Below are 15,109 nucleotides of genomic sequence, written 5' to 3' on the forward strand. Positions count from 1 at the left end.
CCCGATCAGGGTCACAGGATAAAGTCCGACGCCGACCAGATGTCGGTGCTGCCCAGATAGATTTCGAAATCGCCTACCGCATCGCCATCCTGATCGCCGGTCAGGATGAACAGTCCCGGTGAATCCGGGCGGATCGCGAGTTCGCCGGCCCGACCGGTAAAGTTGGCAACGCCTATAAAGATGAACGCGTTGTCGACATTCGTGTTGGTGTTTGCGTCCATGCCAGACAGATCCACGATGTCTTCGCCCGCGTTAAAGTCGTAGAGATAGTCGATTTGACCAAATTCATTGACGGTGTCCGCGGCCGAGGAAAACACAAAGATGTCGTTGCCTGCGCCGCCAACGATAAAATCAGAACCTGCGCCGCCTTCCATCGTGTCATTTCCGCCATCGCCATAGATTTGATCGTTGTCAGCGCCGCCGTACAAGGTGTCATTGCCGTTTCCGCCATACATGGTATCGAGCCCGTCGCCGCCAAACATCGTATCGTTGCCGTCTTCGCCAGACATGGAGTCGCGCCCGTCGTTACCATACAACAGGTCATTATGGGTGCCGCCATTGATGTTGTCGCCACCGGCCCCTCCGTGGATTTCATCTGCACCCGCTTCGCCATAAATCAAATCTCCTAGGCTTGAGGAAAACCCGTTGGACGAACCTCCTACCTTGGTTAGGGGATCGCCGCCCAATGCATCCGCAAGGGTCGACTGGCCATAAATTTGATCAACCTGCCAATAGGCCATCAGGCCATCTGTGCCTTCAGGGTCGGACAGTGCCGTAAACGGCGTATTCTCCATTTCTAGATCGGTGAGGGCCTTGTCGTACATGCGGATATCCCCCATGGCCCCGATTAAGGCCTGATCGGGATCATAGTTGGCGTTAACACCGTCCTGATCCTGACCAAACACCAGATGCCCGCCGGGCGTTAGCGGGGTAAGGCCGTCGGCATCTGTCACGCTCCAGATTTGTTCGCCGTCCAGATACAGGGCCAACGATCCGGTGGCGGTGTCCATGCTGATGGCCACACGGTGCGCGGTTCCATCGAACATGGTGCCGCCAGTGGCGTACCCGGTGTCAAAAATGAACGAGTTGTTCACGATGATGCGCAACTGATCTGTGGCGCCTTCGGTGATGATCAGGAATTCATTGTGGCTGTCAGGAACGGCGTAAGACATCAAGGTATATGACCCCTGACCCGTATCTGCCACGGGATCGGCCTTGACCATCATGTCGATGGTAAACGAACCGGCAGGGAAGGCATCATAGGTTCCGACCTCAAGCCTACCGGTGCGCAGGTCGTCTCTGGGAGAATTGAAATAAATCATCTCAACCGGATCATCCACGTCCGCACCGATGATGACGTCGTTGCCATTGCCGCCGTAAATCAGATTTTGGCCCTTGTTGCCGCTGATCTGGTCGGCCCCGTTGCCGCCGAAAATAGTGTCATCTCCGTCACCGCCTGAGATCACGTCGTTTCCGTCTGCGCCGTCGATGATGTCATCGCCGCCTTCGCCGCTCAGCAGGTTGCCGAACCGGTTGCCGGTCAGCGTATCGTCATTGCCGCTGCCCCGGACGGCTTCGATGTCGATCAGGGTAAAGTTGGCGGATGGTACGGCATCCGCCGGGCTGATGATGTTGGCTGTTCCTGCGGCCAGATCAACGTTCCAGGCCACGTCGAAATCCTCGACAAAGGTTTCGTAATGCACCGGGGTTTCGCCAAAGGCGGTCTCGTGAAGGTCCAGCGTATCAAAACCGCTGCCACCAAAGATGCGGTCGTTGCCCAACCCGCCATGCAGCCGGTCATTGCCGCCGCCGCCTTGCAGGATATCGTCTCCCAGGCCGCCATACAGCGCGTCGTCGCCGGTGCGTCCGATCAGGATATCGTCACCGTTGAACCCGGCAATCAAATCGGTGCCGATCGTGCCTGTGATCCGGTCATCCGCGTAAGATCCGATGACGCTTTCGACGTCGGTGATTGAAAACTGGCGGCCATTCACGGTGCCGCGGCCACGGCCCAGATCCAGAACCAGCTCGTTCTCGATCCTGTTGAAAGCAGCAAGGTCATGCCCGTCGCCGCCGTCGATGTTATAGGCTGAACCTTGCGCCGCGCGGAACACGTCATCACCGGCCCCGGCCAGAACGGTTTCGACTCCGTCGTGAAGGGCGTTTTCGTCTGCGATCAGATCATCGCCGTCTCCGCCGTCCAGCAGATCGATACCGGAGCCGCCCGTGATGGTGTCATCGCCACCATTGCCCTCAAGCGTAACGCCGACCGTCGACCCGTAGCGACCACTCAGGATATCATCTCCGGCGCCGCCATGAACGTGGATTTCCTGGTCGGCCGCCGCCCAGACCCCGCTTGCATTGTCGCCAAGAAAGATCTCTTCGATCCCGTGGATGAACATGGAATTGACCTTGTTCTCAGCTCCCGGAATGCTGGGCAGGTCGCCGTCATAGGCCTGCGCCGAGTTGTTGACCAGGTCGATATACCAGGCGAGGTTCGATTGGGTCAGATCCAGGACATCCCATCCGCTGTCGCCGATGTCTTCGGCGTCCGCGAAATCGGTGATCAGGTTCAGCAGGCTGATATCGCGGGTGTCGAAACCGCCAAAGATGCCGCCTGTCTGGTCCTCTCGGTCATCTGGTGCAAAGGGGGCCGTGTCGCTCAGGATGACAAAGCGGTCATCGCCAAATCCACCGACCATGATGTCGTCGCCTGAATAGCTGGTCAGAGTGTCATTGCCCGTGCCGCCCGCCAGAATTGACCCCTGCCGCGTCGCAACTGTTTCGCCGTCGACATCCAGCAATTGCAGATCGCTTTCGACAGTGGGTCGGAACCCGGTGATTACGTCATCACCCCCTGCGCCGTCTAGAATGGCGAAGTAAGATCCGGCCTGGATCGTGTCGTTGCCATCGGTCGCCAGCAGGTTCGAGATATTGACCAGCGTATCGACCCCAAAGCGCGGCTGGCCGTTTTCGTTCAGCTTGCGCACACGTCCGGTTGTCAGGTTAGCGTCGATTGCATCGGGCAGATCGTCAGCGGCAAACCGGTCATATGGCAGCATGTTGTCGATGATTTGTTGCGTTTCGCCCTCGAAGAGGACCGAAAAACCGCCGCCGTAAAACAGAAGGTCGTGATCCTGATATCCCAGAGATTCAGCCGAGTCGGCCATATAAGTGTCACGCCCGCGACCAGCGATATATACATCCAGCCCGACACCACCCGACACGACATCATTCCCGCGGCCTCCGTTCAGGATGTCGGCACCATCGGCGCCAATCAACCGGTCGTTGCCGCCGCCGCCGACCACCGTGTCATTATACCCGCCGCCGTTGATTTCGTTCGCGCGACCGTCGCCAATAATCAGGTCGAACCCGTTGGACCCCACAATGTTCTCAACGCCTTGGATGTCGTCTGTCCGTTGCGCCAGAAGGCTGGCATCCAGGCTGAGATCCAGAATGACAGTCACCCCGTCTGAGGTGGACGTCGGTTCCACAAACTCGCCAGAATAGCTGTAGGTGTCCGTGCCAAATCCGCCGCGTACTGTGTCATAGCCTTCATAGCCCAGCATGTAGTCATCGCCGGTCAGACCGTTCAGTGTGTCGTCCAGATTTCCGCCAATCAGAATGTCGTCGATGACCAGTTCTGACGGATTATCCGGGTCAGGCTGATCGCCGGTGATCTCGGTCGTGGGGGGCGTGGTGGTGTAATCGACCTGAATAGCCCGCTCCAACTGTTCATAGGTCCAGCTGATATCGCGGAAGACGAAGTATTCGACGTTATACGTGGTCTCGGTGCCCAATGCGGTGCTGCCGCTGTCGATGAACGTGAGTTTCGCATCGTCTTCGGCCAGAAATCGGAACTGACCGAAATAGCCGTTGAACACCACCGCATCGACGTCATTGCCGCCGTCCAGATGGTCATCGCCCGCCCCGGCGAGCAGGATGTCATTGTCGTCGCCACCATTCAGCGTATCGTCACCGCTGCCCGCACCGATAATATCGCGCCCGTCGCCACCGTTCAGGGTGCTTTCGTTGAACAGGATGTTGTTGACCCCCATCAGGAAATCATCAGTGCCCGCGCCATCGCGGAACAACTGCCCGACAATCCCGAGGGTGTTTTCGTTGACCAGACCGCTCAGCGCATTCGCCGCGTCCTGGGCCGCCGTGAAAATGCCGGGTTGCTCGCCATCGATGGGGCCAAAGACGTTTTCGAACTTACCGCTCAGATCGAACCCGACAGACAGGAAATTCGGCAGAATGTCGATTTCCGGCATCAAGTCTTCCAGCGGTTGCGACAGACGGTCGATCAGGGCCTCGATACCAAGCGCCTCCAGAATTGGGTCCAATACCGGAGAGACGACAGTGTCAAACACCCACTCGGCCGCATCGAGAACCCACTCGAATTCTTCCAGAACGTCGCCAACGGCGTTCAGCGGATTGACCAGAGAGGACACCGGATCAAGAACTGCAGAAATCTGGCTTGCGACTTTGTTCATGGCATCGGCGAACCCGTCCATGACGTTGATAGCTTCGATGACAGAGTTGGCCCCGTCTCTGACCTCGGCGATCTTTGAGGTCACGTCCTCAATCCCGGCGGCAATCTCGTCCACCGTGCCGCCTTCCCCCAGGACCGCTTCATAGGTTTCCAAAGCTTCTTCGGGCAGCATGTCTTCGGTATTGGCGAGTGTTTCGCTGGCTTCTGCCAGGCTTTCTTCGACCATGTCGATGTCATTGCGGGCATCCCACAACGCGACGCGTGCGACCTTGATGGCCGCGTCCATGATCTTGACGACATTCTGGAAGGGCACGACGACGTCGGTTATTGTCCCGACTTGTTCATCAAGCTGCTTGGCCCGGTCCTTGATCTCTTCTGACAGGCTTGCGATGGGTTTTGCGATGGCCTTGAGCGGACCGAACTGCCCCATGACACCGACAATCAGATCCAGTGTCTTGGCGGTTTCGCGCAGCTTGAAGGAATCGTCTTTGACCTCTTCAATCGTTTTTTGTAACTTCTTGATTTCGCCAACAACTTTGCCCGCATTTTCAAGTAGCGCTTCTGCGTCAACAATATCCCCGCGCAGTATGCTCAGTTGCTCAATGTAGCCGCCCAGTGCCGTTTCTTCACCCAACATAAAACGCTCCTTCCAAAGAACCTCGGGTCATCCTGCCGCGAGTTTTGAGTAATGAATTTTCCCTAACTTCGCCTGAAACATGCATTCTGGAAATAGGGTAATACCCTCAATCGGTTTTGCCCGTCCATCAGTGCGGCTACGAGGAAAGCCAAATGTTCGAAGGCCACGTGCGACGATTTTCCCGAAAAAATAGAGGGTTGATGCCGTGTTTTGGTGGCGACACGATAATTCTTGACCTATGTTGCTTGTCATTAGTTCTGCGAACCAATCCTATGGAGGATAGTGATATGAAGATTTCAAAAGTACTTGCGGTTGTCGGTGTCGTTGGCTGTATCTCGGCGTCTGCTGTTTCGGCTCAAGAGTTCGTCAAATATGGTGAAGCCCAGGGTTGGACTGTCTTTTCAGAGCCATCCAAAAAGACCTGCGTCGCCGAGATCGAGCGTGATGGCCTGCTGGTTCAGATGGGCGTTCTGAAAGATTCGCTTGGGTATATCGGTGTCTTCACAAAAGAAGACGATGCGAACCTTGGTGAGACTGGAAATGACCTGATCATCGATCTGGACGACAAGACTTATCATGGTCCGGAATCGGTCATGCACAAGAACAGCCAGGGCTACAGCGGTGCGGTGATCACGGCGTCGAATCCTGAGTTCATTGCCGACATCGAGAACAAGAACACCATCAAAGTTGTTGATACTGAACGCGTTTTCACAATGTCGCTGGCTGGCACCAAAGCCGCTATCGCGATGGCGCGTGAGTGTATTGCGGCGCAGTAACACCTGCTGAACGCAAAAGTTTGACGACCGCCGGATCCGTTCCGGCGGTCGTTTTTTGTTTGTGACACCGGCGGCGCCCCTCTCTGCCAGACGCCGGAATTGTCCGTTTTGTACCGAGCTTTCGAGGCGGTTTGGCGGTTTTGTACATCGGATTTCGGGGCAAAGCTTACCTTAACGTAAGGCAACGCAAAGCTTGCCTGAGGGTCAAAATCCCGTTACCGCGAACCCGCGTCAAGTTGGCGCATGATTTTTTGTAACAGTAGGAATGAGTACCATGATGGAACTGATAATCTCGCTCGTCGCGGGCGCCGTGGGTGGCAATGTGGCCGGTGGCGCGATCAAGAGCATCGACCAGGGCACGCTGATCAACTCGATCTCGGGAATCATCGGTGGCGGCATTGGCGGCCAGATCCTGAGCGCGGTTCTGGGCGGAGCAGGGGCTGCGGCCACGGGCGATGCGTCGATGGCGGCGGGCGGTCTGGATATCGGCGCGATCATCGGTCAGGTCGCGGGCGGTGGCGTCTGCGGCGGCGTGGTGCTGGCGATTGTGTCGGCTGTGAAGAACGCGATGTCCAAGGGCTAAGGCCCGCATCATCGTGAAGGTTACGAATCGCCGCCTTTCGGGGCGGCGGTTTGCGTTTCAAAGCCTCACTTCAGCTCGACGATGGATTTGCCTAGCCGGAAGGGCGCGGCGAAACTGACCAGACACAGCGCGATGACCTGCAGAATCAGGATATGCGCGTTGGCTTGCAGGTATTCCCATTCGGCTTTCAGTTTGGCGACCTGTCCGATCAGATCGTCATAGGCGCGTGCAAGAATCAGATAGTCGCCCGCGATGGTCGGGACCTTGCGGCGCAGCGTGTCGATTGCGCCTTCGGTGGCCGCATCGCGCGAGGTGAAGACAAGGAACTGATCCGGATCAAAGGCGTTGGCCTGATCGACCATCTTGCCCATGTCATCGCGCGGGCGTTTGCCAAACAGGAAACCCAACCCGGCCAGTGGCGCGACCTGATCGGTCACGGCGATGAACAGGGGCAGGTCGGCGTTGCTGGCGGTGGAGGCCGAGAGGAATTCGACCTTGTCGCACAACGTGGCGATATCGCTGTCAAAAGCGGGTTCGCAAAACCGCAGGCGGAAGCGGGCCGCATCCCGGTCGAAGGCGGCGGTGGCGGCATAGGCGATGTCGATTTGGCGATCGAGTTGCGAGCTGTCGGTTTTATACAGCCCTGCCATCACCGCGACAAACGCGCCGATGCCACCCAGCACGACCCAGACCAGATCGGCCAGCTTCCACGCCCGGTGCCCGGCGGGTTTGCGAAACAGAAACCCGGTGCCGATACAGCCCGCGATGAAGAACAGGATCAGAAGCGGGAACTGATTGTCAGCAATGAACATCAAGGCAAGCCTCTGACCGCGGGAGTGTTCGGGGCAGTAAAGGCGGGTGTCCGTACGGGCGGCAAGCGGGCCTCACGCGGGTGTGTTTGGTGGTGCCTAGCTCTACTGGAAACCAGAAGCGATTTAGGTGAAAAATCCTGATGATCCACTCGGAAATGACAAGTTCATTCGCACGAGGTCAGTGCGGCGCAACTCGGGTTTCATTGCTTTCAATACGTTTGCGATCCTTAGGTGTCGACGACTACACGTAGTGAGTAGTTGTTGACTGAGGCAACATCACGGATTGTTAGGAATTATTGCAGTTTTGAAACATGACGATCCGCCGTCGTTTTTTCGAGTCAAGGTTGGTGCTCGAATCACGGGTTGTATATTCATGGTCAAAGTCGAGAGGAGCTTCTAGTTTTCCGGGCCTCTCCTGGAAAAATAGTAGTTCAACCCCCGATCTTGATCGGCTGCAGCACGAAAAAAGTTCCAAAATATATCAAGGACATAGATTGTTGATAGGAGGGCCGCAATGACGATCATCATCATCAAGACGACCATTGATATGTTGTCCAGCGCATCAAAAATCATATGTTCTACTCTCCCGAAGATGACGGTTTGTGACTGCGTTTGTAGATAGTAGCACGAAGTAGTGTTCCAACCACCAACGGCGGAAAAACACTCGACTGAGTGGCAGTAGTCCACCAACCGCTTACCATTGAAGACATTGCGTACAAGGTGTGATGACCGTTCTGACCAGTGAAGAGTAGCGGGGACTCCATCATTCCTGACTTAATCATGAACTCTTTCATTAGAAAGGTAAGCAGCAAGATTGAAAAAAAAATTTTGGAGGCCTTTGGAAGTCGGAAGTCTTGGTTGTCTCCCATCGCGTTTGTTTCAAAAGGTTTAGATATTGCCGCAACAAAGTTTGTGTTCTCAGCCCAGCGGATTAGTGACTCCGCAGCTATACTAAGCCAGAACACACAAACGAAATCTCTTGGTTTTGTGGATAGATCAAAAACCCACGTTGTCAGAAAGAATATGACGAGCCATGCAAGCGTCCAAAGTGTGGACAGAAACAGTGCCGCAAACCATGTGGATACCCACGGGAAACGGGTCAAGTGCTTTTCAATAACTTCTAAAATACGGCCCGGTGGATTTCTTGAGATCACATTTGTACCCATTCTTCGCAGAATTCGCACAAAATTAATGCAAGAAATAATTTTTCTCAATAGCTTATGTTAAACATCCAACTCCTCCACAAACTTCGCGTTCTCCTGAATGTACTGGAAGCGCAATTCGGGTTTCTTGCCCATCAGGCGTTCGACAAGGTCTCCGGTTTCTCCGGGTTCGTCTTCGTCAATCGTCACGCGGATCAGCACGCGGGAATTTGGGTCCATCGTGGTTTCTTTCAGGTCCTTGGCGTCCATTTCGCCAAGACCCTTGAAACGGGACACGTCGATTTTGCCTTTGCCGCCGATGCCTTTTTCAAGGTGTTCGTTCTTTTCGGCCTCATCAATGCAATAGACGCGTTTGGCGCCCTGGGTCAGGCGGAACAGCGGCGGGCAGGCCAGATAGAGGTGCCCGGCGTCGATCATCGGGCGCATCTGGGTGAAGAAGAAGGTCATCAGCAGCGAGGCGATATGCGCGCCGTCGACGTCGGCGTCGGTCATGATGATGACCTTGTCATAGCGCAGGTCATCGACGTTGAACCTTGTGCCAAGGCCGACGCCAAGCGCCTGTGTGAGGTCGCTGATTTCGGCGTTGCTGCCCAGTTTGGAGCTGGCCGCGCCCAGCACGTTCAGGATCTTGCCGCGCAGGGGCAGGAGGGCCTGGGTCTTGCGGTTGCGGGCCATTTTGGCGGAGCCACCGGCGCTGTCGCCCTCGACGATGAACAGCTCGGTCCCGTCGCGGGTGTTTGAGGAACAGTCGACCAGCTTGCCGGGCAGGCGCAGTTTCTTGGTGGCGGTCTTGCGGGCGGTTTCCTTTTCCTGACGGCGGCGCAGGCGTTCTTCGGCGCGCAGGATCAGGAAGTCGAGGATGGCGCCAGCGGATTTGGTGTCGGCGGCGAGCCAGTTGTCAAAGTGGTCGCGGACAGCGTTTTCGACCAGTTTTTGCGCCTCGACGGTGGCAAGGCGGTCTTTGGTCTGGCCGACAAATTCGGGTTCGCGGATGAAGCAGGACACCAGGGCGCAGCCGCCGGTGGTGAGGTCGTCGCGGGTGATCTGGGCGGCCTTCTTGTTGTTCACGAGTTCGCCGTAGGCGCGGATGCCTTTCAGGATCGCGGCCCAGAACCCGGCCTCGTGCGTGCCGCCCTCGGGGGTGGGGACGGTGTTACAGTAGGATTGGATAAAGCCGTCGCGGGACGGGGTCCAGTTGATCGCCCATTCGACCTTGCCGGGGGTGTTGAATTTCTCGCGGAAATCGACGGTGCCTGCGAAGGGGGCGTCGGCATAGGTGGTGGCGCCGCCCAAGGTCTCGGTCAGGTAGTCGGAGAGGCCGCCGGGGAAGTGGAAGGTGGCCTCGGTCGGGGTTTCGCCGTCGTTGATGGCGGATTTCCAGCGGATTTCGACGCCCGAGAACAGGTAGGCCTTGGAGCGGATCGATTTGAACAGGCGGGCTGGCTTGAAGCGGTGCTGGCCAAAGATCTGTTCGTCCGCGTGGAAGGTGACGGTGGTGCCGCGCCGGTTGGGGGCCGCGCCGACCTTTTCGACCGGGCCCAGCGGGTGGCCGCGCGAGAAGCGTTGTTCGAAGAGTTCCTTGTTGCGGGCGACCTGAACGATGAGCGAGTCGCTGAGGGCGTTGACGACCGAGGCCCCGACGCCATGCAGACCGCCGGAGGTCTCATAAGCGTCGCCCGAGAACTTGCCACCGGCGTGCAGGGTGCACAGGATCACCTCAAGCGCGGATTTATCGGGGAACTTGGGGTGAGGGTCGATCGGGATGCCACGACCGTTGTCGCGGATGGTGAGGGCGTAGTCTTCGTGCAGTTCAACTTCGATCCGGGTGGCGTGGCCTGCGACGGCTTCGTCCATCGAGTTGTCGAGGATCTCGGCCACCATATGGTGCAGGGCGCGCTCGTCCGTGCCGCCGATATACATGCCGGGGCGCTTGCGCACCGGTTCAAGACCTTCGAGAACTTCGATCGAAGACGCGTCATAGGCCGGCTGGGCGGTGCCCGTGAGGAGATCGTCTGGCATGTCTGCTGCTCTTTTGTTCGTTTGTTGATCACTATTATGGCAGGTGCGACGGGTCTGGGGAAGAGGCTGACGCAGGATATGGGGCGGAGAGAATTTTCGTCGAAAATTCTTGTTGCGCTTGCGGCGGGACTGGCGCTTTTAGGGGCCGAACGAGCATGCGTGGAGATGGGCTTTGGACAAAGGCAAAGGTGGGTTGGATCCGCAAGACTGGGATGCGTTCCGGGACGAGGCGTATCGGCTGGTTGATGCGGGCATTGCGCGGATGCGGGATGCCGGGGCCTATCCCTGGCAGCCGGTGCCTGAGGATGTCCGGGCAGGATATCAGATCGGCGACGGGGTCAGTGCTGCGCGGGTTGAGCGCGACGTGCTGCCTTTTCACGGTGGCAACACCCATCCCCGGTTTTGGGGCTGGGTTCAGGGCAGCGGGTTGGCCAGTGACATGCTGTCCGGGATTGCCGGGTCGGTTTTGAACGCCAATGTCGGTGGGCGCGATCACGGAGCCGTCTATATGGAACGCGCAGTGATCGACTGGGCACGGCGGGAAATGGGTATGCCCGAGGGCACCAGCGGCGTGCTTGTGACCGGCACATCGCAAGCGACTGTACTGGCCTTTGCCGCTGCACGGGCGCGCGCTCTGGAAGATGTGCGCAAGGCGGGTTTGGCTGGGCGCCGGTTGGTGGCCTATGCCGGGCAGGGTGTACACAGTTCGTCCACCAAGGCGGTTGAGTTGCTGGGGATCGGCACCGACAACCTGCAATACATCGCGATGCGCGACGGGCAGATTGACGTGGATGCCTTGCGCACTGCCGTGGCGCGGGACCGGGCAGACGGGGCCTTGCCGTTTTTGGTGGTTGGCACCGCCGGATCGGTAGACTTGGGATTATTTGATGATCTTGACGCTTTGGCGGATGTCGCTGCTGACGAAGGGCTTTGGCTGCATGTGGATGGTGCCTTCGGGGCCTGGGCGCAACTGGCGGACGCGCCCTGGAGCGATTTGACCGCAGGCATCGGGCGCGCAGATTCCATCGCGCTGGATTTTCACAAGTGGATGTATGTCGGATATGATTGCGGGCTGGTGCTGATGCGGGATGAGGCGGCGCAGCGCGCGGCCTTTGCGGCGCGTCCCGCGTATCTGACGGGGGCCGACCGTGGGCTGGCCGGGGGCGACCCGTGGTATTGCGATTATGGTGTGGATCTGTCGCGCGGCAACCGGGCGCTGAAGATCTGGTACGCGTTAGAGATGTTCGGGCGCGAGGCATTTGCGGCCGCGATCACCGACAATTGCCGGATGGCACGGTTGATGGCCGACGAGGTGCGGGCCCGCCCCGAAATGCATCTGGGGATGGAGCCTGTGTCGGCGATCTGTGTGTTCTCGGCGCGGGGCGGACTTGAGCCAGAGGCGCAGTCAACCTTGAACCAGAGGATTGCCGAGACTTTGCAGGAAACCGGCGAGGCGGTGTTTTCAACCACCAGTGTCGACGGGATCACGATGTTACGCGCGGCGATCACCAACCACCGCACGCGCGCCGAAGATGTGCGCGCGGCGATGGCGGCTGTGGATCGCTTGGCTGACGCGCTGGCCTAGTCGCCGCCGGCCTGTTCCAGCGCTTTTTGAAAGGCGGGCCGGCTGCGCACCATCTGGTTGAATGCAGCAAGATTGGGATAGCTGTCTTCCAGTCCGAGCCGGGACAGGACGCTGACCGGGAAGCTGAGCATGATGTCGGCGGCGGACAGGTCATCCAGCACGAAATGGCCCGACGGGCGGATGACGGTTTCAAGATAGCCATAGTGATTGGCCATCTCTTGCTGGATGCGCGGTTGCAGCGGGGCTGCGGCCTCGCCCAGCCGAGCGGTATAGAGGTTCAGCAGCAGAGGCGTCATCACCGACCCTTCGGCGAAATGCATCAGTTCGAGATGCTGGATATAGGCGTCGCTGTCTTTTGGCGGAACAAGGTCTTGCCCGTGGCGCGCGACGATGGTTTCGACGATGGCGCCGGATTCGGCGACGATCTGACCGTCGATCTCGATCACCGGGGATTTGCCCAGCGGGTGGATCTGCGCCAATTCCGGCGGGGCAAGCCGGGTGGTGGCGTCGCGTTCATAGCGGATGACCTCGTAGGGCAGGTTCAGTTCTTCGAGCAGCCAGAGGATGCGCAGCGAGCGGGATTGGTTGAGGTGGTGGACCTTGATCACGGTCATTCCTTTGTGGTTTCGGCCCAGTCGAGGATCGCGCGGGCTACGGTTTCGGGGGTCTGGTGCAAAAGCCAGTGATCGGCATCAGGGATGGTTATGCGGGTCAGGTCAGGGGCATAGGTTTCCAGCCCCTGGGTGGTTTCGGGCAGCAGCGCGGTGTCGTTTTCGCCCCAGATCAGCAGGTGGGGGCAGTGAACCGTGAAGGAGGCCACCGGAAAGTCGGGCAGGTCGGTGATGGGCTGGCCGGGGTCGGCCACGCGCAGCGGAGTTGCGCGGTACCAGTGGATCATGGTTTTCAGGCGGCCACCGTCATGGGACCAAGCGGCTTCGTATTCTTTTCGCCGGGTGTCATCCATCCAGCCGAGGTCCATGTGGGCTGAAAATAGCTGCATCAGTTTGGCGTAATTGTCGGCGGCAAGATCGTCTTCGGAGCCGGGTTTGCGCAGGACGTTGATATATTGCGACGCTTGCGATTGCGCGCCGCCCTTGGCCAGTTCGCGCTGGAATGGGACGGAGTGGACGCCGTTGGCGATAATCAGGCGGGAGACCTGATTGGGGCAACGAATGGCCAGCCCATAGGCCACCGCTGCGCCCCAGTCGTGGCCCAGAACCGTTAGGGGCGCGCCCAGGTGGTCGATTAGGGCCGACATGTCGCGGATCAGTTCGGTAGCGGTATAATTGTCTGCGCCCTCGGGTGACCAGCTTTGGCCATAGCCGCGCTGATCGGGGGCGACGCAGTGAAAATGGTCGCTCAGCAGCGGGGCCAGATCATTGAAAGCGCCGCTGTATTCGGGAAACCCGTGCAGCATCAGCAGGACAGGTTTGCCCGGATCGCCCCAGTGGCGCAGGAAAAACGGGTGGCCGTTCAGGTTGACGGTTTCTGTGTGCATGATGATCCTCGCCCGAAAATACGACACCGGGCGACAGGGCCGCCCGGTGTGATAGAAACAGGATGTGTGAACCGTGGGAATGGCCCGCGATCAGTTACCCTTCGTCAGGGTTTCGAAAAGCAGCGCCACGGCGGAACGATCGGGGAAACCGTTCCAATAGGTGTGGTCGTCTTTCTGATCGCCGTTTTCATCGACCGAATAGACCCCGTCCGAGGCTTGTTCGATCAGGTCGAAATACATCGCCTTGTCCGCGTCGCCCTTGATATGCAGATCAAAGAACGCTGTGGCAAAGTGCTGGGCGTTGTTGTTCATCCGGGTGCTGTCCCAGACCGCATCGGCGTAGTGTTCGAAGGGTACGAAATCGAGCGTTTCGACCGGTTCCCAGCTTTCCTCGGGCGCAGGCATCGGGGCGGCGGCATTGTGGTTGGCCCCGGCAAAGGTCAGCAGGTGGCGGTCTGTGCCGGTGGTGCCCTCAAAGATCTGGCGGATCGCGGCATAGACCGAAACATCGTCCGACCCGCCTGCGATCAGCAGCAGGGGCTTTTCGAACCCGGCGAGACCTTCGGCGTCCCAAAAGCCTGTGTTCATGCCCCATGGTCCGATGGCGATGATCGCCTTGACGCGCGGGTCGATCAAATCGGCGTGGGTTTGTGATCCGGCAAGATGCCGTTCAAGCAGACCGTTAGGGGTGCCCCAGCTGTATTCGGTTGATGCCTGGGTGACGCCCGCGCCGCCAAAGATCATCGCACCGTAACCGCCCATGGAATAGCCAAGCACACCGGTGTTGGACGCATCGGTGATGTCACCAATCGGGCCATCCAGCGCGGCCATTTGGTCGATGACGAATTTCTGATCGACGGGGCGGTTCAGCAGGGTTGAGCCAAAGGCCGCCATATCGGGATAGGTGCTGTCGGTGTGATCGATGGACACGGCAACATAGCCTTTGGAGGCAAGGTTTTCGCCCAGATGGGACATCAGGAACCGGTTGCCGGGATAGCCGTGCGAAATCACGATCAGCGGATAGGTTTCACCGCTGGCCGGATCGGCGTCGCGGGCCGCGCTGCCGTGCAGCACGGTCTTGGTTATCCCGTCGCGGATTTCTGTTTCATAGGTGCCGCCGGGTTCTGTGCCGTCTTTCGCAGGGTACCAGACTTCGACCGTGAGCGGGCGGTCATAGACCGGTTCGCTGTCAGCGGTGGTGTTCAGAATGTCGATTTGACCCGGGTTGGTGAAGGTCATCGTGGTGACGCCGACAGGGTGGTCTCCGAAGGCGGCCAGTTCCGGCGCATCGGGCCGGATCCGGTCAATGCGGTTCTCGGCCGTGGCCGCCCCGCAGGTCAAACCTGCGACTATTGCCGCGCCCAATACCATTGATTTCGAATGCATATGATCCTCCCAGATCCGGAACTGTTTGCTGGCCTGACCGTACTGTCGTGTCAGGATCGTGTCGTTAGATGAATTGTGAAGCTTTTTTGACACCGATCAAGGCGCGATCTGACGATATTGGCTAGATCGGGGTCAATCTTACCAATTCTTGACAG

At 58.4% G+C, this 15,109-nt stretch carries 9 protein-coding genes; 3 read left to right on the forward strand and 6 right to left on the reverse strand.

Annotated elements, in window-relative coordinates:
* Positions 1 to 11 precede the first annotated feature (11 nt).
* Positions 12 to 5,132: a LamG-like jellyroll fold domain-containing protein gene (locus tag FOY56_RS06460; RefSeq protein WP_146344997.1), complete on the reverse strand. Its 5,121-nt coding sequence runs from the start codon at positions 5,130 to 5,132 to the stop codon at positions 12 to 14.
* A gap of 287 nt (positions 5,133 to 5,419) precedes the next feature.
* Between FOY56_RS06460 and FOY56_RS06465 the strand changes: the two genes are divergently transcribed.
* Both FOY56_RS06465 and FOY56_RS06470 read left to right on the forward strand, forming a co-directional pair.
* Positions 5,420 to 5,908, forward strand: coding sequence for a hypothetical protein (locus FOY56_RS06465; RefSeq protein ID WP_146344998.1), 489 nt, complete (start codon positions 5,420 to 5,422; stop codon positions 5,906 to 5,908).
* Between the two features lie 274 nt (positions 5,909 to 6,182).
* A complete protein-coding gene (locus FOY56_RS06470; RefSeq protein ID WP_342779776.1) occupies positions 6,183 to 6,491 on the forward strand; it encodes a hypothetical protein in 309 nt (102 codons plus the stop codon).
* 65 nt (positions 6,492 to 6,556) lie between these two features.
* Here the strand turns inward: FOY56_RS06470 and FOY56_RS06475 are convergent, their stop codons facing one another.
* Positions 6,557 to 7,306 carry a hypothetical protein gene (locus FOY56_RS06475; RefSeq protein WP_146344999.1) on the reverse strand — a complete coding sequence of 250 codons (750 nt, stop codon included), beginning with the start codon at positions 7,304 to 7,306 and terminating at the stop codon, positions 6,557 to 6,559.
* Between the two features lie 1,220 nt (positions 7,307 to 8,526).
* Complete coding sequence (gene parE, locus FOY56_RS06480) at positions 8,527 to 10,485, reverse strand: DNA topoisomerase IV subunit B (protein ID WP_146345000.1); 1,959 nt, start codon at positions 10,483 to 10,485, stop codon at positions 8,527 to 8,529.
* A 172-nt stretch (positions 10,486 to 10,657) separates the two neighbouring features.
* Between parE and FOY56_RS06485 the strand changes: the two genes are divergently transcribed.
* The gene (locus FOY56_RS06485; protein ID WP_246139427.1) at positions 10,658 to 12,070 is read left to right on the forward strand and encodes a pyridoxal phosphate-dependent decarboxylase family protein; all 1,413 of its coding nucleotides are present in this window, start codon (positions 10,658 to 10,660) and stop codon (positions 12,068 to 12,070) included.
* On the opposite strand, the gene FOY56_RS06490 is transcribed toward FOY56_RS06485, so the two are convergent.
* From FOY56_RS06490 to FOY56_RS06500, 3 genes are all read right to left on the reverse strand, one after another.
* Positions 12,067 to 12,684, reverse strand: coding sequence for a glutathione S-transferase family protein (locus FOY56_RS06490; protein WP_186766262.1), 618 nt, complete (start codon positions 12,682 to 12,684; stop codon positions 12,067 to 12,069). The genes FOY56_RS06485 and FOY56_RS06490 overlap by 4 nt on opposite strands.
* Positions 12,681 to 13,568 (reverse strand): alpha/beta fold hydrolase, encoded by an 888-nt coding sequence (locus tag FOY56_RS06495; RefSeq protein ID WP_425468356.1) that lies wholly within the window; start codon positions 13,566 to 13,568, stop codon positions 12,681 to 12,683. The genes FOY56_RS06490 and FOY56_RS06495 overlap by 4 nt, the downstream gene beginning before the upstream one ends.
* A 90-nt stretch (positions 13,569 to 13,658) precedes the next feature.
* Entirely contained in the window at positions 13,659 to 14,954 is a 1,296-nt protein-coding gene (locus tag FOY56_RS06500) for an alpha/beta hydrolase family protein (protein WP_425468357.1), read from the reverse strand.
* Between the last annotated feature and the right edge of the window lie 155 nt (positions 14,955 to 15,109).

This window comes from Falsiphaeobacter marinintestinus (genome assembly GCF_007923355.1).
GTDB lineage: Bacteria > Pseudomonadota > Alphaproteobacteria > Rhodobacterales > Rhodobacteraceae > Phaeobacter_A > Phaeobacter_A marinintestinus.

Bases quoted from the DNA above. Each gene is read 5' to 3' on its own strand.
- FOY56_RS06495 (WP_425468356.1), bottom strand. From the start codon at position 13,568: ATGCACACAGAAACCGTCAACCTGAACGGCCACCCGTTTTTCCTGCGC.
- parE (WP_146345000.1), bottom strand. From the start codon at position 10,485: ATGCCAGACGATCTCCTCACGGGCACCGCCCAGCCGGCCTATGACGCG.
- FOY56_RS06465 (WP_146344998.1), top strand. From the start codon at position 5,420: ATGAAGATTTCAAAAGTACTTGCGGTTGTCGGTGTCGTTGGCTGTATC.
- FOY56_RS06460 (WP_146344997.1), bottom strand. From the start codon at position 5,132: ATGTTGGGTGAAGAAACGGCACTGGGCGGCTACATTGAGCAACTGAGC.
- FOY56_RS06470 (WP_342779776.1), top strand. From the start codon at position 6,183: ATGATGGAACTGATAATCTCGCTCGTCGCGGGCGCCGTGGGTGGCAAT.
- FOY56_RS06490 (WP_186766262.1), bottom strand. From the start codon at position 12,684: ATGACCGTGATCAAGGTCCACCACCTCAACCAATCCCGCTCGCTGCGC.
- FOY56_RS06500 (WP_425468357.1), bottom strand. From the start codon at position 14,954: ATGCATTCGAAATCAATGGTATTGGGCGCGGCAATAGTCGCAGGTTTG.